Raw genomic sequence first — 25181 nt, forward strand, 5'->3', positions numbered from 1 at the left:
CAGCTCCTACAGGGATTCTGGCGTTATCCAAACCGGGTGGCGCCAGTTTTCACAAGCCTGCCTTAACCCAATCGGGCTCCGCCCGAGATCGAGACGGATGCAGATTATGCACAGGCTAAAGCACGGCCTACTTCAGGCCGCCGGTTGGCTGTTTTACCTAAGTTTATTAATGGGCATCGCCCTGGCGTTGCCTCCGTCCACGTTCGACTCCGAGTCGAAGGACTTCATCTTCCTGATCGGTATCGTCGGTATCTGGCGCTACTCGATGGGTGCCACGCACTTTTTGCGCGGCATGCTGTTTCTGTACGTGGTCTACCCGCACCTGCGGCGCAAAGTGCGCAAGCTGGGCAAAGAGGCAGACCCGTCCCACGTGTTCCTGATGGTCACCAGCTTCCGTATCGATGCACTGACCACCGCTCAGGTCTATAGCTCGGTGATCCGCGAGGCCATCGACTGCGGCCTGCCGACCACCGTGGTGTGCTCCATCGTCGAAATGTCCGATGAGCTGCTGGTCAAGAGCCTCTGGAAACGCATGAACCCACCGACACGGGTCAAGCTCGACTTCGTGCGCATTCCCGGCACCGGCAAGCGCGACGGCCTGGCCTATGGTTTCCGCGCCATCTCCCGCCACCTGCCGGACGACCGTGCCGTGGTTGCCGTGATCGATGGCGACACCGTGCTGGCCGAAGGCGTCGTGCTCAAGACCGTGCCGTGGTTCCAGCTGTTCGGCAATGTCGGCGGCCTGACCACCAACGAGTTCTGCGAAGTGCGCGGCGGCTACATCATGAGCGAATGGCACAAACTGCGATTCGCCCAGCGCCACATCAACATGTGCTCCATGGCCCTGTCCAAGCGCGTGCTGACCATGACTGGCCGGATGTCGGTGTTCCGCGCCACCGTGGTCACCAACCCGGACTTCATCGCCGACGTGGAAAGCGACTCGCTGCAACACTGGCGCCTGGGCCGCTTCAAGTTCCTGACCGGTGACGACAAGTCGAGCTGGTTCAGCCTGATGCGCCTGGGTTACGACACGTTCTATGTGCCCGACGCCGCGATCCATACCGTGGAACACCCGCCGGAAAAGAGCTTCATCAAGGCCAGTCGCAAACTGATGTTCCGTTGGTACGGCAACAACCTGCGGCAGAACTCCCGCGCCTTGGGCCTGGGGATGAAACGCCTCGGCCTGTTCACGTCAGTGGTGCTGTTCGATCAGCGCGTGTCGATGTGGACGTCCCTGCTGGGCCTGACGGTGGCGCTCATCGCCACCTTCAAGTACGGCACCGCGTTCATCCTGGTTTACCTGCTGTGGATCGGCATCACCCGCCTGATCCTGACCCTGTTGCTGTCCTGTTCCGGTCACCGGATCGGCCCGGCATACCCGGCCATTCTCTATTACAACCAGATCGTCGGCGCGCTGGTGAAGATCTACGTGTTCTTCCGCCTCGATCAACAATCCTGGACTCGCCAGCCCACTTCTCTGACCCGTGATCTCGCCAGCTTTCAACGTTGGTTCAACACCTGGTCGTCTCGGACCATGACCTTCTCCGCCGGCAGCATCTTTGTCGCCGTGCTGCTGATGATGGTCTGACCGAACTCGCCTGAATTAACTAGGAAATCGCCCATATGAATACCGCCGTCAACAGCAACGTAGTGCACGAATCCGAAGCCCAGCGCCAACACGCCCGCGTGAAAATTCCGGCCAAGCTGCGTTTCTTCGGCCCTGACCGTACCCCGGTCGAAGCCCGGGTCATCGACCTTTCCGCCGGCGGCCTGGCGTTCAACGCCGGTCAGTTGCCGCTGAAGGTCGGCGATGTGCACAAGGCCCGCCTGCAATTCGTCATCGACAACCTCGGTCTGGCCATGGACGTGGAGTTGCAGATCCGCTCCGTCGACCGCCAGACCGGCCGCGTAGGTTGCCAGTTCCAGAACCTGGAACCCCGGGACATTTCCACCCTGCGCCACCTGATTACTTCGCACCTGGCCGGTGACATCGTCAGCGTGGGTGAAATGCTCGCAACCCTGCAACGCGACAACTTCACCAAGGCGCGCAAGGTCAAGGACGGCGGTCATGGCATGACCGCGCTCGGCCGTCTGAAAGCGGTGACCTTCAGCGCCGGTATCTTCGTGGTCGGCCTGGTGGCGTTCGGTTTTATCTTCAAATCGGTGTACGGCATGTACTTCGTCAGCCACGCCCAGGCTGGTCTGGTCAGCGTGCAAGGCATGAACATCACCATGCCGCGCGACGGCACCGTGCAGAGCCTGATCAAGGCTGACGGCGTTGCCGCCAAAGGCGCCCCGCTGGCGACCTTCAGCACCAGCATGCTCGACGTACTCAAAGGCCATCTGGACGAAAACCAACTGCAACCGTCCAAGGTTGAAGAGCTCTTCGGCAAGCAAATGACCGGCACCCTGACCTCTCCGTGCGATTGCACCGTGGCCCAGCAACTGGTGGCTAACGGTCAATACGCCAACAAAGGTGACGTGATCTTCCAACTGGTGCCACGCAATACCGAAGCCAACGTTGAAGCACGCTTCTCCTATCGCCAGTTCGGCGACGTGCGCCCAGGCACCACGGTCAGCTTCCAGATCGCCGGCGAAGACCAGACCCGTACCGGCAAGATCGTCAGCAGCACCAGCCTGAAAAGCGAAGACCTGTCATCCGATATCCGCGTGCAGATCAAACCTGACGAGCCGCTGGACAGCGCACTCGCCGGTCGCCCGGCGGAAGTGAACAGCACCCGTGGCCCGAACCTGAACTGGCTGATCAACAAAGCCATGGCCGCCGGTCTTTAAACAGAGGACATGCCCGTGACGACTCCACAAATCCTCAGAACACCGCGCACCCACATAGGATCACTGTGTGCAGTTGCACTGGCCGTAAGCCTGGCCGGTTGCGCCGGCCTGCCCGACCAGCGCCTGGCCAATGAAGCCCTCAAGCGCGGTGATACCACGCTGGCGGCGCAGAACTATCAGCAACTGGCCGACCTGGGTTACAGCGAAGCCCAGGTTGGGCTGGCCGACATTCAGGTCGACAGCCGCGACCCGGCACAGATCAAAAAGGCCGAGGCGACTTACCGCGCCGCAGCCAGCGTCTCGCCGCGGGCTCAGGCTCGCCTGGGTCGCCTGCTGGTGGCCAAACCTGGCGCCACCGAAGCCGAACACCACGAAGCCGAGGCACTGTTGAAGAAAGCCGCGACCAACGGCGAAGGCAACACCCTCATCCCGTTGGCGATGCTGTATCTGCAATTCCCACACAGCTTCCCCAACGTCAACGCGCAGCAGCAGATCAGCCAATGGCGCGCCGAAGGCAAACCGGAAGCAGGTCTGGCCCAGGTGCTGCTCTATCGCACCCAGGGCACTTACGACCAACACCTGAATGACGTGGAAAAGATCTGCAAAGCGGCGTTGAACACCACCGACATCTGCTACGTCGAACTGGCCACGGTCTATCAGAAACGTGGCCAGCCCGAACAACAGGCCGAGTTGATCAAGCAGATGCAGGCTGCTCACAGCCGTGGCACCGTCTCCGCGCAACGGGTCGACAGCGTGGCCCGCGTGCTGGGCGATGCGAGCCTGGGCAAGACCGACGAAAAAACCGCTCAGTCGCTGCTCGAAGGCATCGCCCCGGGCTACCCGGCGTCCTGGGTCAGCCTGGCGCAATTGCTCTACGACTTCCCTGAACTGGGCGACGTCGACACGATGATGAAGTACCTGGACAACGGCCGCGCCGCCGACCAGCCGCGCGCCGAACTGTTGCTGGGCAAGCTCTACTACGAAGGCAAGATGGTGCCGGCCGACGCCAAGGTCGCCGAAGAGCACTTCAAGAAAGCCCTCGGCCGGGAAGTCGCCGCCGATTACTACCTCGGCCAGATTTACCGTCGCGGTTACCTGGGCAAGGTCTATCCGCAGAAAGCCCTGGATCACCTGCTGACCGCTGCGCGCAACGGCCAGAACAGCGCCGATTTCGCCATCGCCCAACTGTTCTCCCAAGGCAAGGGCACCCGGCCCGACCCGGTCAACGCTTACGTCTTCAGCCAATTGGCCAAGGCTCAAGACACCCCGCAAGCCACTGAGCTTGCGCAAACACTCGAAGCGCAACTGCCACCTGACCGGCTGGCCGAGGCCCAACGCCTGCTCAAACAAGAGCAAGCCATTCGTAGCACCGTGAGTCCGGACACGCTGGAACTGCACGCTTTGCAAGAAGAAGACGGCGAGGAATCCCTATGAAACTCAATCCATTCGTGCAGGCCGGTATTGGCCTGACATTCGCCCTGCTGTGGTCGTGCCCGACCCTGGCGGCCCTGACCGAAGACAAGAACTTCGGTCTCGAAGTCAAAGTTACCGGCCAGTCCGAGAACGACAGTGATCTGGGCACCGCCGGTGGCGGCGACGTTAACGGCGTCGGCCTCGACCTGCGCCCATGGGTCTATGGCGAAAGCGGCGCGTGGAGCGCCTACGCGATGGGTCAGGCCGTGACGTCCACCGACATCATCGAAACCGACACCCTGCAGCAGTCCGACAACAGCGGCACCCAGACCACCGACAGCGGTGATCGCAAGACCAGGAAAAACTACCTGGCGATGCGCGAGTTCTGGGTCGGTTACAAGGGCCTCACGCCTTACCCTGGCGAGATCCTCAAGTTCGGTCGCCAACGCCTGCGTAACGACGACGGCCAATGGCGCGACACCAACATCGAAGCCCTGAACTGGACCTTCGACACCACCCTGTTGCGCGCCAACGTCGGTGTCGCCGAACGCTTCAGCGAATACCGTACCGACCTGAAAGAACTGTCCCCCAAAGACAAGGATCGCCTGCACGCCTACGCCGATGCAGCGTATCAGTGGACACCCGGTAACTGGGTCGGCATTCGCGGTCATCACACCCACGATAACGGCAAGCTCGACTATCCGGAGCCGGGCGTGGCTGGCGATACCCTGGACAAGAAACAGAACGGCGACATCAGCTGGCTCGGCCTCACCGCCGACAGTGATGCCTACAACTGGCGCAACACCAACACCGTCAATTACTGGGGCAGCATCACCGGCATGAACGGCGACCGTGACACGGTCAACCCGTTGAATGCCGACGGCACTCGCCCGGCAGAAGCCAAGCGTGGTGAAGACCTGAACGGCTGGGCTACCGACCTGGGTGTTCGTCTGCGTCTCGATCCGCAGTGGCAAGTCGGTGCAGCCTATGCCCGCGCCAGCGCCGAGTACCAACAGAACGGCCTGGAAAGCAACCGCTCGAACTACACCGGTACTCGCTCGCGGGTTCACCGTTTCGGCGAAGCCTTCCGTGGCGAAATGAACAACATGCAGACCGCTACGCTGTTCGGCTCCTGGATGCTCAACGACGAATACGACGCCAGCCTGATCTACCACAAGTTCTGGCGTGTGGACGGCAACAAGCCGGTGGGCAACAACGGCATCAACGCTGTTGAAAACAACACCGACGACGCGACCGGCGCGATCCTCTCCAGCACCTCCCTGCCGCTGGAAGATGGCAACAAGGACCTCGGTCAGGAAATGGACCTGGTGGTCACCAAGTACTTCAAGCAAGGCCTGTTGCCGGCAGCGTTGAGCCAGTCGATCGATGAGCCTTCGGCCCTGGTGCGGTTCCGTGGCGGTGTGTTCAAGCCCGGCGATGCCTATGGCAAAGAAGTCGACTCGTACATGCACCGTGCGTTTATCGACGTGATCTGGCGCTTCTGATGCAAACCGCGAAGGGAGTGCCCGACATGAACAGCGCCAAGAAAGGCTCGATCAGCCTGCTGGCCGGCGCGCTGCTGCTGGCCAGCACAGCCGCCTTCGCCACCGTCGAACCGGTCAAGGCTGTGCACCAGCCTGAACAGCAGAGCAAGCCGACGACCATAGCCAAAGGACTGCAACAGGCCAAGACCTACACCGTCAGCAGCGCACCCACCGCGCCGCTGGACTTGGCCAAGCCGAAACTGCCGGACACTTCTGGCTACACCGCCCAAGCTATTGCCGCGAAAATCGTGCGCACCAAACCCGGCAAGATCAGCGTGCGCCGGATGATGCAGGAAGACGCCCTGAAGGACTTCATCGGCGGCGACAACAAGATGGCCGAGTGGGTGGTGCGTCAGCACGGCATCCCGCAGGCGATCTTCGTCGACGACGGCTACATGAACCTCAAGGACCTGACCAAGAAGCTGCCCAAGCAGTACCTCAGCGAAACGTCGCCAGGTGTGTTCCTGGCGAAGTTGCCGATCGTGGTGGGCAGACACGGCATTCTGGAAATCGACAAACAGACCCAGGAACTGCGCCTGTCCCAGGAGGCCGGCTCGTTCCTGGTCAACGACGGTCAGCTGTTTGTGCGTGATACCAAGATCACCGGTTGGAGCGAGAAGGCCAACGGCCCGGCGGCCTTCTCGTCGCCCAAGGAATTCCGGCCGTTCCTGTTGTCCTGGGGCGGCACCGAGACCTACATCGCCAACAGCAAGATCGCCAGTTTCGGTTACGCCAACAGTAAGTCCTACGGCGTGAGTATTTCCCAGTACACGCCGAACATGGCCAAGGTGCTCAAGCGCCCTGAACCGACCGGCTGGATCGTCGGCTCCGAGTTCTCGGACATGTGGTACGGCTTCTACTGCTACGAAACCCGCGACTTCGTGGTCAAGGGCAACACCTACAAAGACAACATCGTCTACGGCATCGACCCCCATGACCGTTCCCACGGTCTGATCATCGCCGACAACACGGTGTACGGTACCAAGAAGAAGCACGGGATCATTATTTCCCGTGAGGTCAACGACAGCTTCATCTTCAACAACCGCAGCTACGACAACCACCTGTCAGGCCTGGTGATCGACCGTAACAGCGTGAACAACCTGATCGCCTACAACGAGATCTACAAGAACCACACCGACGGCATCACCCTCTACGAGAGTGCCGACAACCTGTTGTGGGGCAACAAGGTGATCAGCAATAAGCGTCACGGCATCCGGATTCGTAACAGCGTGAACATTCGCCTGTACGAAAACGTCTCGATGGCCAACGGCCTGACCGGTGTCTACGGGCACATCAAAGACCTGAGCGACACCGACCGGGACATCAAGCTCGACCCGTTCGATGCCGAAGTGTCGCTGATCGTGGTCGGTGGTGAACTGGCTGCCAACGGCAGCGGACCGCTGTCGATCGACTCGCCGCTGAGCGTGGAGTTGTATCGCGTGTCGATGCTCGCACCGACCAAAACCAGCGGCATCAGCTTCTCGGGAATTCTCGGCGAGCGTCAGGATGAAATTCTCGACCTGCTGGTGCGCCAGCAGAAAGCCGTGCTGATCGACCCTGTCGAACGCCAGACCGAAATGCGGGACTGAGGATAATTTTATGCACCCACACTTGATCAAATTACTCAGCCTGTCGGCCCTGACCGCGGGTATTCTCGCGGCCAGCACTGGCGTGCGTGCCGAAGACGCCAAGGCACCGAGCTTCAGCGCCGAGCCGTGCTGCAGCCTGTGCCCGGCAGCCCACGACCCGAAGAACTACACCACCCGCTATCAGCAGAACTTCACCACGCTGGTGCAGGCCCAGGGCGACTGGCTGTTCCGTACCCAAGAAGACTTGCGCACCGAGTTCGACACCACACCCGCCGGCTACAAACGCCTGAAACAACTGCACGATGCGTTCAAGAGCAAAGGCGTGGAGCTGGTCATCGTTTACCAGCCGACCCGTGGCCTGGTGAACCGCAACAAGCTGAACCCGGAAGAAAAAGCCAAATACGATTTCGACAAGGCCCTGACCAACTACAAGACCATGCTCGGGCGCTTCGCGCAGATGGGCTACGTGGTCCCCGACCTGTCACCACTGACCAACGAATCGCTGCCCGACACCCTGCCCGCCCACGATTTCTACTTCCGCGGCGACCAGCACTGGACCCCGTATGGCGCCCAGCGCACCGCGAAGATCGTCGCCGAGAAGGTCAAGCAGTTGCCGGCCTTCGCCGACATTCCCAAGCGTGAATTCGAGACCCATAAGTCGGGTCGCATGGGCAAGACCGGAACGTTACACAACATGGCGGGTCAACTCTGTGGCACCAGCTACGCGATCCAGTACATGGATCAGTTCACCACCGAGCCCAAGGGCGAAGCGGCGGATGGCGATCTGTTCGGTGAATCCGGCAACCCGGAAATCACCCTGGTCGGCACCAGCCACAGTGGCAAGAACTACAACTTCGCCGGTTTCCTCGAAGAGGCCATCGGCGCCGACATCCTCAACGTGGCATTCCCCGGCGGTGGCCTGGAAGGTTCGATGCTGCAGTACCTGGGCAGCCAGGAGTTCCAGACCAAACCACCGAAGATTCTCATCTGGGAGTTCTCACCGCTTTATCGCCTCGACCAGGAAACCATCTACCGCCAGATGATGGCGCTGCTCGACAACGGTTGCGAAGGCAAGGATGCACAGATGAGCAGCAGCGCCATGGTGAAGCCGGGCAAAAACGAACTGTTGGTCAACAGCAAGAACCTGGACCTGCGCAACAGCGACCACCAGGTCGACATCCGCTTCGCCGATACGTCGGTGAAAACCTTGCATGCCACCCTCTGGTACATGAATGGGCGTCATGAGGACATCAAGATCGAGAAACCGGAAACCTCCGAAACCGACGGGCGTTTCGCCTTCGAGTTGCGCACGGACGAAGACTGGGCCTCGCAGAATCTGCTGGCCGTTGAAGTCCAGGGGCCTGAAACACCAGGTGCCGCGCCGCAGAAAGTCGAAGCGAAAATCTGCAAACGTAACGTGTTCTCCGGCACCGGGCAGCGTACTGCTCAAGCCGGGCAATGAGGCTACCTCTTATGAACTGCATGCAAACCCGAGCTTTGAAACAGTTACTCGCGCCTTCCCTGCTGGCTCTGGCGATGTTCGCTGGCGCCACCCAGGCCGCCGCGCCACTGCGCCCGCCTCAGGGGTATTTTGCGCCAGTGGATAAATTCAAGACCGGCGACAAGAGCGAAGGCTGCGACGCAATGCCGACGCCCTACACCGGCGCCCTGCAGTTTCGCAGCAAATACGAAGGCTCCGACAAGGCCCGTTCGACTCTGAACGAGGAATCGGAAAAGGCCTTCCGCGACACCACCGCCGACATCACCAAGATCGAGCGCGGCACCAGCAAGCGAGTGATGCAGTTCATGCGTGACGGTCGCCCGGAACAACTGGAATGCACCCTCGACTGGTTGACCGCCTGGGCCAAGGCCGATGCATTGATGTCCAGGGACTTCAACCACACCGGCAAGTCCATGCGCAAATGGGCGCTGGGCAGCATGGCGTCGTCCTATATCCGCCTGAAATTCTCTGACTCCCATCCCCTGGCCACCCACCAGGAACAAGCGCAGGTGATTGAAGCCTGGTTCAGCAAAATGGCCGATCAGGTGGTCAGCGATTGGGACAACCTGCCGCTCGAACAGACCAACAACCACTCGTATTGGGCCGCCTGGTCGGTGATGGCCACGTCGGTCGCCACCAACCGCCGCGACCTGTTCGACTGGGCCGTGAAGGAATTCAAGGTCGGCGCCAATCAGATCGATGCCCAAGGCTTCCTGCCTAACGAACTCAAGCGCCAGCAACGCGCCCTCGCCTACCACAACTATGCCCTGCCGCCGCTGGCGATGATCGCCAGTTTCGCCCAGGCCAACGGTGTGGATTTGCGTCAGGAAAACAACGGTGCCTTGAAACGCCTGGGTGATCGCGTGCTGGCCGGCGTGGACGACCCGGATCAATTCGAGAAGAAAAACGGTAAAGGCCAGGACATGACCGATCTCAAGATCGACTCGAAATTCGCCTGGCTCGAACCGTTCTGCTCGCTCTACACCTGCGCGCCGAATGTGCTGGAACTCAAGCACAAGATGCAGCCGTTCAAGTCTTTCCGCCTCGGCGGGGACTTGACCAAGGTCTACGACCCGGCCAACGAGAAAGGCAACAAGGGCTCTTAAAGCTCAGCGCTATCCATTGTGGCGAGGGGGCTTGCCCCCGTTGGGGTGCGTAGCGCCCCCAAAACCTGACAGCGCGGTGACTCAGGCATAACGCGTTTACCGGTTTTACGACTGCTTCGCAGCCGAACGGGGGCAAGCCCCCTCGCCACAGGGTCAGTGTCAGGCATGAATTGAGTAATACACCCCCGGATTTTCGTGGGGGGTTTGGGGGGGCCGTTGGCCCTTGACTGTTGGTTAAACATGGAGAGATCAGGATGGTATTTTCATCCAACGTGTTCCTGTTTCTGTTCTTGCCGATCTTTCTCGGCTTGTACTACTTGAGCGGGCAACGCTATCGCAACTTGCTGCTGCTGATCGCCAGCTACGTGTTCTACGCCTGGTGGCGTGTGGACTTCCTTGCGTTGTTCGCAGCCGTCACGCTGTGGAACTACTGGATCGGCCTGAAAGTTGGCGCCGCTGGTGTCCGGACCAAACCGGCCCAGCGCTGGCTGCTGCTCGGCGTCGCGGTGGACTTGTGCATCCTGGGCTACTTCAAGTACGCCAACTTCGGCGTGGAGAGCATCAACGCGATGATGACCTCGGTCGGTCTGTCGCCGTTCATCCTGACCCACGTGCTGTTGCCGATCGGGATCTCGTTCTACATCTTCGAGTCCATCAGCTACATCATCGACGTTTACCGCGGCGATACCCCGGCCACCCGCAACCTGATCGACTTTGCCGCATTCGTAGCGATCTTCCCGCACTTGATCGCGGGCCCCGTGCTGCGTTTCCGCGACTTGGCCGACCAGTTCAACAACCGCACCCACACCCTCGACAAGTTCTCCGAAGGTGCCACGCGGTTCATGCAGGGTTTCATCAAGAAAGTGTTCATCGCCGACACCCTGGCGGTGGTCGCCGACCATTGCTTCGCCTTGCAGAACCCGACCACGGGCGATGCCTGGCTCGGCGCCCTGGCCTACACCGCACAGCTGTACTTCGACTTCTCCGGCTACAGCGACATGGCGATTGGCCTGGGCTTGATGATGGGTTTCCGCTTCATGGAAAACTTCAAACAGCCGTACGTCAGCCAGTCGATCACCGAGTTCTGGCGGCGCTGGCACATCAGCCTCTCCACCTGGCTGCGTGACTACCTGTACATCACCCTCGGCGGTAACCGTAAAGGCACGCTGATGACCTATCGCAACCTGTTCCTGACCATGCTGCTCGGTGGTCTGTGGCACGGCGCGAACATCACCTACATCGTCTGGGGCGCCTGGCACGGCATGTGGCTGGCAATCGAAAAAGCCATCGGCCTGAACACTTCGCCGCGCAGCTTCAACCCGATCCGCTGGGTCCTGACCTTCCTGCTGGTGGTGATGGGCTGGGTGATCTTCCGCGCAGAGAACCTGCACGTCGCCGGTCGCATGTACGGCGCAATGTTCAGCTTCGGCGAATGGTCGCTGTCGGAACTCAACCAGGCCAGCCTCACCGGTCTGCAAGTGGCAACCCTGGTGGTGGCTTACGTGACCCTGGCGTTCTTCGGCCTGCGTGATTTCTACACCAACCAGCCGCCGGTCAAGACCAAACCTGCGGTGAACATCGAAACCGACGGCCCGGCCGCGGCGACGCCTGGAATGATCAAAGCCGTACCGGGCGACAACCCGGCCAGCATCCACGAGCCGGGTTACACCGTTGGCGTTGAAGCGACTGTGCAACCGGCCTATTGGACCGCCGATTGGTCCCGTTACGTGATGCGCGCCCTGGTACTGCTGCTGTTCATCGCCTCGATTCTCAAACTCTCGGCGCAAAGCTTCTCGCCGTTCCTTTACTTCCAGTTCTGAGGGATCTGACCATGACCCGCTCATTACGCATCTTCTACATCGCGCTGTTCCTGGTGACCTTGCTGGTCCTGGGCGTGTGGTCGGTACGCAGCTTCTTCGGCTTCAGTACCAACGCCGATGCCACCGTGCTCAACGGGCGCTGGACCAAAGCCGTCGAGACGCACTATGACGACGAGTTCCCGATCAAGCGCCTGGGCACCAACCTTTGGGCCGCGCTGGATTTCAAACTGTTCAACGAAGGTCGTCCGGGCGTGGTGCTCGGTCGCGATCAGTGGCTCTACAGCGATGAAGAGTTCCACCCGATCGTCAACGAAGAGTTGAACCTGCAAGGCAACTACGCGCTGGTCGAAGGCGTGCGCCAGGAACTGAAAAAGCGAGGCGTGCAACTAGTGATGGCGATTGTTCCGGCCAAGACGCGTCTGTACCCGGAACACCTGGGTGAAGTGAAGCCAGCGAGTATCCACACCAATCTGTACAAGGACTTCCACGCTCGCGTGGCGGCCGACAAGATCCTCGCCCCTGACCTGCTCGGCCCGCTGCAACAAGCCAAGCGCAACGGTCAGCAAGTGTTCCTGCGTACCGACACCCACTGGACCCCGGAAGGCGCACAAGTTGCTGCCCAGACCCTGGCCAAAACCATCGCCGACAAGGCTCCGCTCAGCGGCGAACCGCAAAACTTCGTCACTGAACCGGCGGAGAAGGTGACGCACAAGGGCGACCTGCGGTTGTTCCTGCCGCTGGACCCGCTGTTCGAAAACCTGATGCCGGCGCCAGAACCTTTGCAGAAGCGCAACACCGTGGCGGCCCAGGATCAACCGACCGGTGATGACGCGTTGTTCGCCAACACGGAAGTGCCGGTGGCCCTGATCGGCACCAGCTACAGCGCCAACCCTAACTGGAACTTCGTCGGTGCGCTGAAAGAAGCGCTGCACAGCGACGTGGTCAATTACGCCGAAGACGGCCATGGCCCGATTCTGCCGATGCTCAGCTACCTGAAAAGCGATGCCTTCAAGAACAGCCCGCCACAAGTGCTGATCTGGGAATTCCCTGAACGATATCTGCCTGTGAACAACGAAATCGGTGACGCCGACCCGCAGTGGGTCGCAGAGCTTAAACAAGCCGGCGCGCGCCAACAAAACGTAGCTGTAAACACCAAATCCGAGACGCCCGACCGGGCGCAAAACTGAAAGAGAGGTACACCCATGACTTTCACTACTACTCCTCGCCGTCTCGCCAAGACCTTCGCTCTCGTTGCCGGCATGAGCGTGCTCTCGATGCAGGCTTTTGCCGGTGGCGACGCCGCCCTCTACGGCCCGACCGCACCGAAAGGCTCCACCTTCGTGCGGGTCTACAACGCCGGTAACGCTGAAGTCAGTGCTACAGTCGGCACCACCAACCTGAACGAAGTCGCGCCGCTGTCCAGCACTGACTTCAGCTTCATGCCGGGCGGCGACTACAGCGCCAAGGTCGGTAGCCAGACCTTGCCGGTGAAACTGGCCGGCGATCACTATTACACTCTGGTCAACAACGCCAGCGGCGCGCCACAACTGATCGAAGAGCCGCCGTTCAAGAACAAACAGAAATCCCTGGTACGCGTGCAGAACCTCAGCGACAAGGCCCTGACTCTGAAAACCGCCGACGGCAAGACCGATGTGGTGCCGAACGTGGCCGCCAAGGGCCGTGGCGAGCGTGAAATCAACCCGGTGAAAGTCAGCCTGGCGCTGTACGAAGGCGACAAGAAAGTCGGCGACGTGAAGCCGGTTGCCCTGGAGCGCGGTGAAGCAGCGGTGCTGTACGTCACCGGCAACGGCAGCAGCCTGTCGCCAGTCTGGGTCAAGCGCCCGGTCTCGACGCGCTGATTAATTCATCAGGACGGTGATCACCCTGTAGCAGCTGGCGAAGCCTGCGTCCGACTGCGAAGCAGTCGCAATCCAAGCAACTCGGTCTTTCTGAATGACCGCATTGACGGGATTCACGACGACTACGTCGCCGAACGCAGCCTCGCAGGCTCGGCAGCTGCTACAGAATCGGTGAGCCGATCTGATTACGGAACAAAAACAAGAGTGAAACGACAGAACGTTCGTGGCTCTAACCAATCGATTTAAGGGAGTAACAACATGATTCCGGTGATCTTGTCAGGTGGTAGCGGTTCACGTCTTTGGCCGCTTTCCCGTAAGCAATTCCCCAAGCAATTCCTCGCCCTGACCGGCGAACACACGCTGTTCCAGCAAACCCTGGAACGCCTGGTGTTCGAAGGCATGGATACCCCGATCGTGGTCTGCAACAAGGATCACCGCTTCATCGTCAACGAGCAGCTGAGCGCCCGTAAACTGGAAACCCAGCGCATCCTGATGGAACCGTTCGGCCGTAACACCGCGCCGGCCGTGGCCCTGACCGCGATGATGCTGGTCAATGAAGGTCGCGACGAGTTGATGCTGGTGCTGCCGGCCGACCACGTCCTGGAAGACCAGAAAGCCCTGCAACGCGCCCTGGCCCTGGCCACTGTGGCGGCCGAGCGTGGCGAAATGGTGCTGTTCGGCGTGCCGGCGACCAAACCGGAAACCGGTTACGGCTACATCAAATCCACCAACGATGCCCTGCTGCCGGAAGGCGTCAGCCGTGTCTCGCACTTCGTCGAAAAACCCGACGTGAAACGCGCCACCGAGTTCGTCCAGTCCGGCGGTTATTTCTGGAACAGCGGCATGTTCCTGTTCCGCGCCAGCCGCTTCCTCGAAGAGCTGAAAAAGCACGATCCGGACATCTACGACACCTGCGTACTGACCCTGGAACGTAGCGTGCAGGATGCCGACACCATTGACATCGACGCCGCCACCTTTGCCTGCTGCCCGGACAATTCCATTGACTATTCGGTGATGGAAAAAACCCAGCGCGCCTGCGTCGTACCGCTGACCGCGGGCTGGAGCGATGTCGGTTGCTGGTCGTCGCTGTGGGAAGTCAATGAAAAGGACGCCAACGGCAACGTCACCAAAGGCGACGTGGTCATCCAGGACAGCAAAAACTGCATGATCCACGGCAACGGCAAACTGGTGTCGGTGATCGGCCTGGAAAACATCGTGGTGGTCGAAACCAAGGACGCCATGATGATCGTCCACAAGGACAAGGTCCAAGGTGTCAAACAGATGGTCAACACCCTCAACGAACAGGGCCGCAGCGAAACCCAGAACCACTGCGAAGTCTATCGTCCGTGGGGTTCCTACGACTCGGTGGACATGGGCGGTCGTTTCCAGGTCAAGCACATCTCGGTCAAGCCGGGCGCGTGCCTGTCGCTGCAGATGCACCATCACCGCGCCGAACACTGGATCGTGGTCAGCGGCACCGCTGAAGTGACCTGCGACGAAAACGTGTTCCTGCTCTGTGAAAACCAGTCGACCTACATCCCGATCGCCTCGGTACACCGTCTGCGCAACCCGGGCAAGATTCCACTCGAGATCATCGAAGTGCAATCGGGCAGCTACCTGGGCGAAGACGATATCGAGCGGTTTGAAGATATCTACGGTCGCTCCACCCCGATCGAGCGCGGCGTGTCGGTGAAAACCATCGCGCAGTAATCAATCAGCAAATCAAAAAGCCCTCGTCCAGCCCGCTGCGTTCCCTATCCGCAGCGGGTTGGGCGGGGGCTTTTTTACACATTCATGCAGCCTTACGGGTTGTGGCTGGTTTTCTATGCCAGCCACTGACCTTTATTGATCCTGGTATTTTGATCTCAAGTGTTCCATGAAACGCACTATCGATACTGTCAAGTAATGCTCGTGAACTCATTCTCCCCACCTGAACCGGACTGATTCCCGAGTTGCCTAACAGCAGCGCCTTCAATTCTTTCAGTGGGCCTTTAACCATTGGCACCGCGCTCAGGTCCGAAGAGTGTTTGGGATCGAGTACATCGGGAGAAGCAAAAAACTCTACCTTATCGAAATCTTTACCCAAGGCTGCCTCCAGCGCCTTGTCATCCTCAAGATCGTATTCGGCAAAGTGTGTCATCGAGCCGAGAAACTTGCGTTCATTCACTTCTCCATTTATCGCCAGAAGAAAGAAGGTGAAGCCCATGTTTCCGGCCTTGGTCCAATCCTTTTCATTGGTATTGCCGCCCTTTCCGCCCAACGTCTTCAAGTTCTTGTGAACCAAAGAAAAGTTAGACGCGATTTCCATAAAGGGAGGTGTTTCGCCGCTGCTCCCGTAGACCGTGTAATGGCGCAAGGTAAAGCTCTGGGGCTTGGTCTTTTCAAGCACCGTAGGTGTTGCCTTTGCTGTTTTGAACTTCAGTTTGTCCTGAGTGATTGTGTTCATCATGTTGTAAGGAGTCACTCTATCCGTATCGCTGTAATTGTCCTTATACGATTCAAAAATCTCGATCGCGGTACGCACTGCCGAGTTGGATTTTGAGTTTTCACCCTGCTCGTCAAAGAACGTTAACGGGTTGTTTCGAACCATCCGATACAGGTTCAAGCCATCCACAGCGCCTGCCGGATCGGTACTCGCCCATCGCTGCAACCACGGTATGTAGTACCGGAAGCTATAGCAATAAAGCCCCGTGGCATCCTGTTCCTTGCCCGAATAACGAATGGTTTTATAGTCCACTTCAATCGCGTCGTACCACGCGGTCTCGCCAAAGGGATAAAAAATTTCCCGGCTGATGATTTGCGCGTCATCGGCCAGTTCCACGGTGCAGGAGCTCAGGTGATCGACCAGGGTGTAGCGGTACTGATCGTTGACACCGGACGGTGGCTCGCTGTCCCAATGCAACACCCGCACGGTGTTGAGGCCAGCCTGCGCGGTGATGACCTGCAACACCACCCCGGTGCCACTGTCGGTACGAAGTTCCAAACCCTGCAAGTAACGCACTTCAGCTATCACGGTGCGAGCCCTGGTCTGCAACGCGCGGATTTTGCGCACCCGCTGGCCAGCGCCATCGTAAAAATAGCACTCACCGTCATTGCGTCGGGAGGCGCGTTCCACCGGGCTGACCGAGCGCAATTGATTGCGCAGATCCCAGGTCAACAACCGTCCCTGGTCCAACTCCAGCAAATTACCTTTGGCGTCGAATGCGGCGGCGATGTCCTCTTCAGTGGGCGGCACGCCGTTGCGCCAGGGCAGGCAGCGATTGCTGTAGCGGGCAGCTTTCAAATCGCGCCCATGTTTTTGCGCGCCGATGTGGGTCACCTTCAGCAGATTGCTGCCCTCGTCATAGTGGTAAATCTGCCGATAGTTGCTAACCGCCGCCGGATCGGTGCGACCAACCGACTCGGGTCCTTGATCGGGACCGCCCGCCTCCCAGCCAAAGGCTTCGATCAACTCGTACAGGCTGTTGTAGATGAAGCGACTGATCGGGTCGATGCGCTGGTTGGCGAAGTAGCGCACGGGCAGGGCCTTGTCCTCGATGCTCAAGACATTGCCCATCCGGTCATAGTCGTAGATCAGATGCTGCAACATTCGGGCACTGGCATCCTGTGCCCGACGCTCCATCAACAAACCGTCTTCGGGTCGATAGGCCAGCGTCGTCCGCACCCCGTTACCCGCGACCTCCTCTTCGACTTGCCCTTGGGCGCTGTAGCGGATCTCGCTGACCAACGTTTGCCAAATGGATTGATCCTTCAATTGCAGTCGGCTTTCGCGCAATCGGCCATCGACGGTCAGACCGAAAGTCTGACGATTACCCTTGGCATCGGTCTGTTCCAGCACATCACCCAACGGGCCGAAACGCCACCTGGACGTCGCCCCAGTCCCCGGTTCGAGCAGCCGTCGGCGATCATCAATCGATTCCGGCCAATCGGGGGTTACCGGCTCAAGGGTGAAGTGGCGGGTGTTTTCGATGCCTTCACCGCTGATCGCAAACGAGTCGAACAGTACGCTGCCCGCCGGGTCGTCATGGCGAATCAGTTTGCCGTACTGGTTAAGGTCCTGATTACCCTGGCCCGGGTAGCCATAAGTAAAGCGCTCGACACAGCGACGGGGCTCCACGGCGCCCTGTTCGAACACCGCCACGGGCCGCAGCAAATCGTCATATTCGACCTCGCGACGTGTTTGGCGGCTGTCCCAGTCCGACAACACTTCGTCGGCCAGACCGCGCAGGGTGATCTGCGTTCCGGCATCAACGCTGTCCGTGCGCAACGCGTTCCCGGACAGCGAATACACCGTGATCAGATTGGGAGGGGTCAGGGGATCGCCTTCTTGCAGCGCCCATAACCGCGGATCCCACTGTTTGACTGCACGTCCTGCGCCATTGTGAGCAGTGCGATTGATGCGAGCCTCAGCGGGCAGGTTTTCGATGCCGCGCCAGTAATCTACCAAGCGGATCGACAGGCCGCGCGGATCGAAGACCGTCAGTGTAGGTGTCTTGAGGTGCATCTCCATCGCCACCGTCCATCGAATAACAGCCCCGTCGGCCAATGTCTTCTAACGTTTCAAGAACATGGCTGGCTACTGTCAGAAATTACAGTACCGACCAACGGTACAACCCCTTGCTCACCGAATATCCATTCTCGTGCCCCTTCGGTAGGATGTCGGTTATCCGTTCATGGAGCGTTCAAACATGTTCATCGGCGTCCTGCTGGTCATCACCTGGCTGATCCTGCTGCTGCGCTACCCGACCAAGGCCGTGCCGGTTTCCGTGGCGGCCGCTGTCGGATTGGGCCTGGTGGCGACGTGGGTGTTCTGGATGGACAATCGCGAAATCAAGCAACTGGCACGCCTTGAGCTGCGCATCACTTACGCACCCGAGCACTGCCCGGCAGATCGGCCATTGAAGCTCACGATGAAAAACGGCAACGACGTGCCACTGATCGAGTTGCGCTGGCGCATCGCGGCGTATGCGCCGGGCGATACGGTGAACCTGGCCGACAATCAATACGCCGCGCCACGTTATCGCGGCCCCGGCGAATTGCAGGCCGGCGGCAGTTGGGAAGACTGCTTGCCGCTACCGCCCTTGCGCCCCGGCTACCGCCCGCAAACCCTGGAATTTCGCGCTGAACGGTTGCAGGGTAGTTTCTCCGACTGATCCCCCTTTTTCTTTTGCACAAGGACCGCGCCATGCCTGTTGCGTTGATTACCGGTTGCTCCAGCGGCATTGGCCGCGCCCTCGCCGACACCTTCAAAAATGCCGGTTACGAAGTCTGGGCCAGTGCCCGCAAGGCTGAAGACGTGGCAGCCCTCACCGCCGCCGGTTTCACCGCCGTGCAGCTGGACGTTAACGATGGCCCGGCCCTCGAACAGCTGAGCGAGCGGATCAACCAGCAACGCGGCGGTCTCGATGTGCTGATCAACAATGCCGGTTATGGCGCCATGGGGCCGCTGCTCGATGGCGGCGTGCCGGCCATGCAGCGCCAGTTCGAAACTAACGTGTTTGCGATTGTCGGCGTCACTCGCGCGATGTTCCCGGTACTGCGTCGCGCCCGGGGGCTGGTGATAAACATCGGCAGCGTTTCCGGGGTTCTGGTCACGCCGTTTGCCGGGGCCTACTGCGCCTCGAAAGCCGCCGTGCATGCCTTGAGCGATGCGCTGCGCATGGAGCTGGCGCCGTTCGGCGTGCGGGTCATGGAAGTTCAGCCTGGGGCCATCGCCTCCAGCTTCGCGAAGAATGCCGGCCACGAAGCCGAGCAACTGATCACCGAACAATCACCGTGGTTTCCGCTGCGTGAAGGTATTCGTGCACGGGCCAAGGCCTCTCAAGATAAACCAACGCCGGCCAGTGAATTTGCCGCCGGTTTGCTCAAGGCTGTGCAACAGAGCAAACCACCGCGTCTGGTGCGTTTGGGTAACGGCAGCCGGGCGTTGCCGTTGATGGCGGGGTTATTGCCAAAAGGGTTGCTGGAGTCAGGGTTGATGAAGCGGTTCGGGTTGCGCGGGCAGCTCTGAGACCGCGAAGGCGTCAAAACACACTTTCAGACTTTCAGGAAACAGCATGACCGACTACACCGAATACTTTGACGAAGTGATCCAGGCCCACGTAGCCATCGAGCAATGGTTGGCCGAGGAACGGGACGAGGCCGAGCTTGAGCAATTGCTGACGCGTTTTTCACCGCAGTTTTCCATGGTCTCGCCGTTGGGCCGGGTACTGGATTTCGCGGCGTTGAATGAATTGTTTCTGCTGGCGGGCGGGAAGAAGCTCGGGTTCAGGATTGAGCTCAGCGAGTTGCGAGGTGTCGCGCTGTATGACAGTGGCGCAGTGGTCAGTTACCGCGAGCAACAGACCGATGCGATGGGGCTGCATTCTGATCGGCGGTCCTCGGCGGTGTTTGAGAAACAGGCCGATGGCAAGGTGGTTTGGCGGCATTTGCATGAGACGTTTTGCCAAGGCTGACACGGCCACTTTTTGTGGCGAGGGGGCTTGCCCCCTCGCCACAGGTTATTCGCCAGCCGGGGGGTTCACCACCACCGTACACGTAATCCCCGCCGCCAACAGCACGCCCTCCGGCACTTCATCAATGTGAATCCTTACTGGCACCCGCTGCGCCAGACGCACCCAGTTAAAGGTCGGGTTCACATCAGCGATCAGCTCGCGACTCTCCGGGTTATCGCGGTCGTAGATGCCGCGAGAAATACTTTCCACGTGGCCCTTGAGCACTTCGCCGCTCATCAGTTGCATGTCGGCTTTATCGCCCACGCGAACATGCGGCAGTTTGGTTTCTTCGAAGAAGCCATAAACCCAGAACGAATTCATGTCGACCACCGCCATTTTCGCTTCGCCGATGCGCGCGTAGTCACCGCGATGGACGTTGAGGTTGGTGACGTAGCCGTCCACCGCCGCCCGCACTTCGGTGCGTTGGAGGTTCAGTTCGGCGGCCTCCAGTTGCGCTTGTGCGTTCTGGTAATCGGCCAGGGCCGAGTCGGCGATGTTGGTGGCGTCGTCGCGGTTTTCCCTGGAGATCACCAGGTTGTCGAGGTCGGCGCGGCGATGGGCGTTGACCTTGCGCATCTCCCACGTGGCCTTGCGCGAGGCCACCAGGCTCTGCGCCTGTTTTACCGCGAGACGGTAGTGCTCGGGGTCGATGCGCATCAGCAAGTCGCCCTTTTTCACCAACTGGTTGTCGCGTACCGGCACCTCCACCACCTCACCGGTCACGTCGGCGGCGACATTGATGATGTCGGCGCGCACCCGGCCGTCACGGGTCCAGGGCGTGTTCATGTAATGCACCCACAAGGTCCGGCCGATCCACAGGGCAAGGGCCAGCACCAGCAGGGTCGCGAGCAGGCTGAAAAGCTTTTTCATCAAAGTGTTCTCAACGGTAGACAGTCAGCGCCAAGGCGCCGAACAGACAGGTAAACAGGCTCAGGCGCAGCAGCGCCGGGTGCCAGAAGAAGCGGTACAGATCGAACCCGGACAAGAACCGGTCAAGCGCCCAGGCCAGCGCCGCCGCAATGAAAAACATCAGGGTCATGGTCGGCATGTACACGCCGTGGAAGGCGATTTCACGAGGCATGTTCAAGTCCTTGGGGCTTGGCAGTGGTGTATGAGGCCAGCGGCGATTGCGGGTCGAGCAACGAGGTGCGGATGAAGTGCAGATAGCTCTTCACCCGGCGCAAGGCAGAGGTGTCGAAGTGCGGCGCGAAGGGTTCGTCGGTGGCCTGCACGCGGCCGATCGCGTGGTCGACGGCGACCAGCGCCCGCTCCAGATTGCTCTGGCCCGGTTGCAGAAACAGCCGCACCAGCGAACGCCCCATCACCCGGATGGACTGGCGCCACGGCTGGGATTCGGCATACGCCGGGTGCACCGGCAGAATCGCTTGTTCCTTACGCAGTTCGATAATCGCGTGGCCAACTTCCAGCACCACCAACATCCAGCGCAACAAGTCCCGCTGCACCTGCGGCTGCCCTGCGGCGAGGCCATAGGCCTGATGCAGCAAGTCCCGCGTACGACTTTCGAAACTCGACGCCAGCCCTTTGAGTTTGCCGCTGATGGCGTACACCACTTGCCCGCGCAAGTCCTGCTCCAGCCGCCGCCACAGCCAGCGGCTGTTGGGCGGCAAAATGATTGCCCCGGCCGCCGCGCACACCAGCATGCCCATGACCATGGCGATGTAGTCGTTGATGAAGGCGTAAGGGTTGTAGACCGTAAGGTTGTCCGGCACCGAACCGGTGCTGAAGAAGATCAGCAACCCCAGGCCGACACCGGCGTATTGCGGCCGAGAAGTGAGGAACGAGCCGAGCACGATCACCGGCGCGAGCATCACGCAAAGCAATGGAAAACCGTCGATCCAGGGAAAGATGAAAAACATCTCGACGAAGCCGATCAGCGCCCCGAGCAAGGTCCCGCAGGCCATCTGAAAGGCCATGCGCTTGGGGTTCGGCGTCGCGGCTGACAGGCCGACTGTGGCGGCGGCGATCAGGGTCATGGTCGCCCCGCTCGGCCACGCGGTGGCCACCCAATAGCTGCCGAGCACCACAAGGATGAACGCGGCGCGAATCCCCGACGCGGCCGAGGCCAGCCAATTGGTTTGCGGGGTGAAGGGTTCGTCCCAACGCTCCCGTTCGTGGCTGTGATCGGCCAGGGACGCGTGGGTCTGTGCATAACTGTGCAAGTCGTCGACGAAGCGATAAAGCAGTTCGTAGGCAGTGTGAAAATCCAGCTGCTCGGCGTCGCTCGGATCGCTCTCCTGAAAGCTCGCCCGCAGCTTGCGCACCCGCGCCGGCAAGTTGTCCTTATAGGTCGCCAAGGCGCTGGCCAGGCGAGCGGCATCAGGGCTGGTCAGCGCACGGCCGCTGAAACCGTCGAGCACTTCGGCCAGGTCCTGCAACCCTGGTTTGATCGCCGCGACAACATGATCGGCGCCGCTGCCGCGCAGGCGCTCGAGCAACTGATGCAGGGCATTGAAGCGTGTGGTGACGCCCATGAACTCGCTGTTCAAACGACTGAGTCGCCCGTTGCGTCGACGCATGTGCGGGTCTTCGAACACCGTAACGCTGCGCAGTCCTTCCAGGCCCACCGCTTCGGCGATGAACCGAACGTTGCTTGCTTCAAACGCTTCGCGCCGACTGCGACCGCGCAAGCCATCAGTGACGAACAACGCAAACACACCGAAGCGTTGATACAACGCATTGCGCATTGCGGCGCTGGCGGTTTGCGGCAGGATCGCGGCGCTGACCAGCGTCGAGCAGAGAATCCCCAGGGAGATTTCCAGCACTCGCCAGACCGCAGCCATGAATGCGCCGTCCGGGTGAGCCAGAGCGGGCAGCCCAACCATCGCCGCCGTATATCCGGCGAGCACAAATCCATAGGCGCGAAAGTTGCGACAACGCGCTGCGCCAGCCGTGCACAGGCCGACCCAGATCGCCAGCGAGCCGAGGAACAGTTCGGTGTTCTGCGCGAACAAGGCAATCAGCGCGACCATCACCGCCGACCCGGCCAACGTGCCGAGAAAGCGATAGAAACTCTTGGCGAACACCTGGCCGCTTTGCGGTTGCATGACGATGAACACGGTGATCATCGCGGTGCGCGGTTGCGGCAATTCAAGACGCATGGCCAGCCACAGCGTGAGGAATGCGGCGAACAGCACCTTGAAAATGTAGACCCAGGTCACGCCGTCGCTGCGCGCCCAGTCGAAGAACCCCCGGCGCCATTCAAGGGAGTACAGCCAGCGCAAAGGTGCGGGCAAGGGAGTCATGAAATTTTGCTCAATGGTCTAGGGCTTGAGGAACTGTGGGTGTGCCTGAAACGTCGTGCTCACTTCAAAAGGCTCGGGGTTTTCGGGGGCAGGGTTTTCTCGGCACTCGGGACGTCGTTGCCAGCGCCAAGGCCTCCGCCCAAAGCAGTCACCAGCTCAGCATGAGCACTCAACCGCGCAGCCTGAACCTGCTGCTGCACTTGCTGTTGCTTGAACAGCAAAGTCTGCGCATTGAGTACGTTGAGGTAATCGGTGAGCCCACGTTGATAGGCGATCATCGCGATGTCGTAGGTCTTCTGCGCCGTGGCCACCGATTCGGCGGCGAACGTTTGCTGCTTGTCCATCGACTCGCGGCGGATCAACTGGTCGGAGATGTTCTTCAGCGCATTGACCAGCGTCTGGTTGTATTTGGCCACGGCAATGTCATAACCGGCCGAGGCTTCACCCAGCTCGGAACGCAAGCGGCCGCCATCGAAAATCGGCAGCGAGATCGCAGGCCCCACGCTGTAGTTGAGCTTCTTGCCGGTCAGGAACTCCAGCGCACCGCCGCCAGTGGCCATGTAACCGAGGCTGCCGACCAGATCGACGTTGGGGTAGAAGCCTGCGTGAGCGACATCGATGCCCCGCGCCTGGGCCGCCACTTGCCAGCGACTTGCAACCACGTCCGGGCGTTGCCCGAGCAATTGCGCCGGCAACGATGACGGTAACTTCAGCGCCGCCCCCAACGACAACGTCGGCCGTTGCAACTGCGCGCCCTCCCCCGGTCCCTTACCGGCCAAGGCCGCGAGCTGGTTACGGCTGAGGGCGATTTCTTCATCCAGCGCATCAAGTTGGCGATGGGTTTCCGGTAGCGGCGTTTCGGCCTGGCTGACTTCGAAGTGCGTGCCGATGCCACCGTCCAGGCGTTTTTGCGCCAGGTCGAGGATTTGTTGTTGCTGCTTCAAGGTGGCCGCGACGATGTCCCGTTGCGCGTAATGCAACGAGAGCTCGATATAGGCGCGCACGATGTTGTTCTGCAATTCGAGCTGGGCCTGCCGTGCTTCGGCAGCGCTCATGTGCGCCATGTCCACCGCTCGCTCGGTGGCGTTGCTTTCGCGCCCCCAGAGGTCGAGGGCATAGCTGAAGCCCAGCGCGGCGTTGTTGTCCCAAGTGGTGGTGTTGGCCAACTCACCGGGGCCGTAGAACTGATCGGTGGGCCAGTTGTGGCGTTTGAGGGTCGACTGGCCATTGATCTGCAGCGACTCGGCGGACTCGGCAATACCCGCCATGGACCGGGCCTGACGCACCCGCGCGGCGGCCATGGCCATGTTCGGACTGTCTTGCAGGGCGAGGGAGATCCAGCGGTTCAGTTGCGGGTCGCCGTAGGCCTGCCACCATTGGGCGGTGGGCCAGTGAGCGTCCCGGGCGGCGCTCTGGATGGCTTCGTCGGTGGCCAGTGAATTGGCCTCCAGTGCCTTGCCTTGTGGGGCAATACCGCCGGTTCCGATGCAGCCGCTGATTGCCAGGGTTAAAGCCAAAACACTGAGCGTCTTGAGCGCTCTGTTGATGCGACGCGGCACTGCTGCAAATTCCTGAAAGGGGGGAGAGTCACGAGATCCTGTAGGAGCCGGCTTGCTGGCGATGGGAACGCCGCGGTCTATCTGAAGACCGCAGTGATGCCATCGCCAGCAAGCCGGCTCCTACAGTCGGCGCAATTCTAGGGGTGGGCCTTGTTGGCGATAAGTCGGGAATCTTGTGAATCTTTGTTACCGTTAACGAGATAATCCCTTGGTCGGGGTCTCAGTCTCTGAAACTTCGTG

General features: G+C 60.3%; 19 protein-coding genes. 14 read left to right on the top strand and 5 right to left on the bottom strand.

The annotated features are described in order from the left end of the window. Nucleotides 1–106: 106 nt before the first annotated feature. From alg8 to FFH90_RS25600, 11 genes are all read left to right on the top strand, one after another. Complete coding sequence (alg8, locus tag FFH90_RS25545; protein WP_370741111.1) at nt 107–1588, top strand: mannuronan synthase; 1482 nt, start codon at nt 107–109, stop codon at nt 1586–1588. 35 nt (nt 1589–1623) lie between these two features. After that, nucleotides 1624–2793 carry an alginate biosynthesis protein Alg44 gene (locus tag FFH90_RS25555; protein ID WP_018927125.1) on the top strand — a complete coding sequence of 390 codons (1170 nt, stop codon included), beginning with the start codon at nt 1624–1626 and terminating at the stop codon, nt 2791–2793. Nucleotides 2794–2802: 9 nt separating this feature from the next. Further along, entirely contained in the window at nt 2803–4227 is a 1425-nt protein-coding gene (algK, locus tag FFH90_RS25560) for an alginate biosynthesis TPR repeat lipoprotein AlgK (RefSeq protein ID WP_018927126.1), read from the top strand. Beyond that, on the top strand, nt 4224–5711 hold the full coding sequence (locus tag FFH90_RS25565) for an alginate export family protein (RefSeq protein ID WP_064620190.1): 1488 nt from the start codon (nt 4224–4226) through the stop codon (nt 5709–5711). Before algK ends, FFH90_RS25565 begins: the two co-directional genes overlap by 4 nt. 26 nt (nt 5712–5737) lie before the next feature. Beyond that, the gene (gene algG, locus FFH90_RS25570) at nt 5738–7339 is read left to right on the top strand and encodes a mannuronan 5-epimerase AlgG (RefSeq protein ID WP_111454314.1); all 1602 of its coding nucleotides are present in this window, start codon (nt 5738–5740) and stop codon (nt 7337–7339) included. Between the two features lie 10 nt (nt 7340–7349). Next, entirely contained in the window at nt 7350–8801 is a 1452-nt protein-coding gene (locus FFH90_RS25575; RefSeq protein WP_018927129.1) for an alginate O-acetyltransferase, read from the top strand. Between the two features lie 11 nt (nt 8802–8812). Further along, a complete protein-coding gene (locus FFH90_RS25580; RefSeq protein ID WP_306108680.1) occupies nt 8813–9946 on the top strand; it encodes a mannuronate-specific alginate lyase in 1134 nt (377 codons plus the stop codon). Nucleotides 9947–10200: 254 nt separating this feature from the next. Further along, on the top strand, nt 10201–11766 hold the full coding sequence (locus FFH90_RS25585; protein ID WP_018927131.1) for an MBOAT family protein: 1566 nt from the start codon (nt 10201–10203) through the stop codon (nt 11764–11766). A gap of 11 nt (nt 11767–11777) precedes the next feature. Then, the gene (locus tag FFH90_RS25590) at nt 11778–12953 is read left to right on the top strand and encodes an alginate O-acetyltransferase (protein ID WP_086944727.1); all 1176 of its coding nucleotides are present in this window, start codon (nt 11778–11780) and stop codon (nt 12951–12953) included. A 15-nt stretch (nt 12954–12968) separates the two neighbouring features. Beyond that, entirely contained in the window at nt 12969–13625 is a 657-nt protein-coding gene (locus FFH90_RS25595; protein ID WP_019581115.1) for an alginate O-acetyltransferase AlgF, read from the top strand. A 258-nt stretch (nt 13626–13883) separates the two neighbouring features. After that, entirely contained in the window at nt 13884–15335 is a 1452-nt protein-coding gene (locus FFH90_RS25600) for a mannose-1-phosphate guanylyltransferase/mannose-6-phosphate isomerase (RefSeq protein ID WP_138866287.1), read from the top strand. Nucleotides 15336–15417: 82 nt separating this feature from the next. Here FFH90_RS25600 and FFH90_RS25605 read toward each other — a convergent pair whose 3' ends face one another. Continuing rightward, nucleotides 15418–18135: an RHS repeat-associated core domain-containing protein gene (locus tag FFH90_RS25605; RefSeq protein ID WP_138866288.1), complete on the bottom strand. Its 2718-nt coding sequence runs from the start codon at nt 18133–18135 to the stop codon at nt 15418–15420. A 178-nt stretch (nt 18136–18313) separates the two neighbouring features. On the opposite strand from FFH90_RS25605, the gene FFH90_RS25610 reads away from it, so the two are divergent. Genes FFH90_RS25610 through FFH90_RS25620 form a run of 3 tightly spaced genes read left to right on the top strand, consistent with a single transcriptional unit; the run spans nt 18314 to nt 20080 of the window. Then, on the top strand, nt 18314–18778 hold the full coding sequence (locus FFH90_RS25610) for a multidrug transporter (protein WP_138866289.1): 465 nt from the start codon (nt 18314–18316) through the stop codon (nt 18776–18778). A 32-nt stretch (nt 18779–18810) separates the two neighbouring features. Then, nucleotides 18811–19635, top strand: a complete 825-nt coding sequence (locus tag FFH90_RS25615) for an SDR family oxidoreductase (protein WP_018927137.1) — start codon at nt 18811–18813, stop codon at nt 19633–19635. Between the two features lie 46 nt (nt 19636–19681). After that, a complete protein-coding gene (locus tag FFH90_RS25620; protein WP_111454319.1) occupies nt 19682–20080 on the top strand; it encodes a DUF4440 domain-containing protein in 399 nt (132 codons plus the stop codon). 45 nt (nt 20081–20125) lie between these two features. Here FFH90_RS25620 and FFH90_RS25625 read toward each other — a convergent pair whose 3' ends face one another. From FFH90_RS25625 to FFH90_RS25640, 4 genes are read right to left on the bottom strand one after another with little or no spacing between them, the layout of a single operon-like run. After that, the gene (locus FFH90_RS25625) at nt 20126–20989 is read right to left on the bottom strand and encodes an HlyD family secretion protein (RefSeq protein WP_018927139.1); all 864 of its coding nucleotides are present in this window, start codon (nt 20987–20989) and stop codon (nt 20126–20128) included. Nucleotides 20990–20999: 10 nt separating this feature from the next. Continuing rightward, complete coding sequence (locus FFH90_RS25630; protein ID WP_007896379.1) at nt 21000–21200, bottom strand: DUF1656 domain-containing protein; 201 nt, start codon at nt 21198–21200, stop codon at nt 21000–21002. After that, nucleotides 21190–23382 carry an FUSC family protein gene (locus tag FFH90_RS25635; protein WP_138866290.1) on the bottom strand — a complete coding sequence of 731 codons (2193 nt, stop codon included), beginning with the start codon at nt 23380–23382 and terminating at the stop codon, nt 21190–21192. Before FFH90_RS25635 ends, FFH90_RS25630 begins: the two co-directional genes overlap by 11 nt. Nucleotides 23383–23441: 59 nt before the next feature. Then, on the bottom strand, nt 23442–24941 hold the full coding sequence (locus FFH90_RS25640) for an efflux transporter outer membrane subunit (protein WP_138866291.1): 1500 nt from the start codon (nt 24939–24941) through the stop codon (nt 23442–23444). Nucleotides 24942–25181 lie beyond the last annotated feature (240 nt).

The sequence above is a fragment of the Pseudomonas sp. ATCC 43928 genome, from assembly GCF_005938665.2.
Lineage (GTDB): Bacteria > Pseudomonadota > Gammaproteobacteria > Pseudomonadales > Pseudomonadaceae > Aquipseudomonas.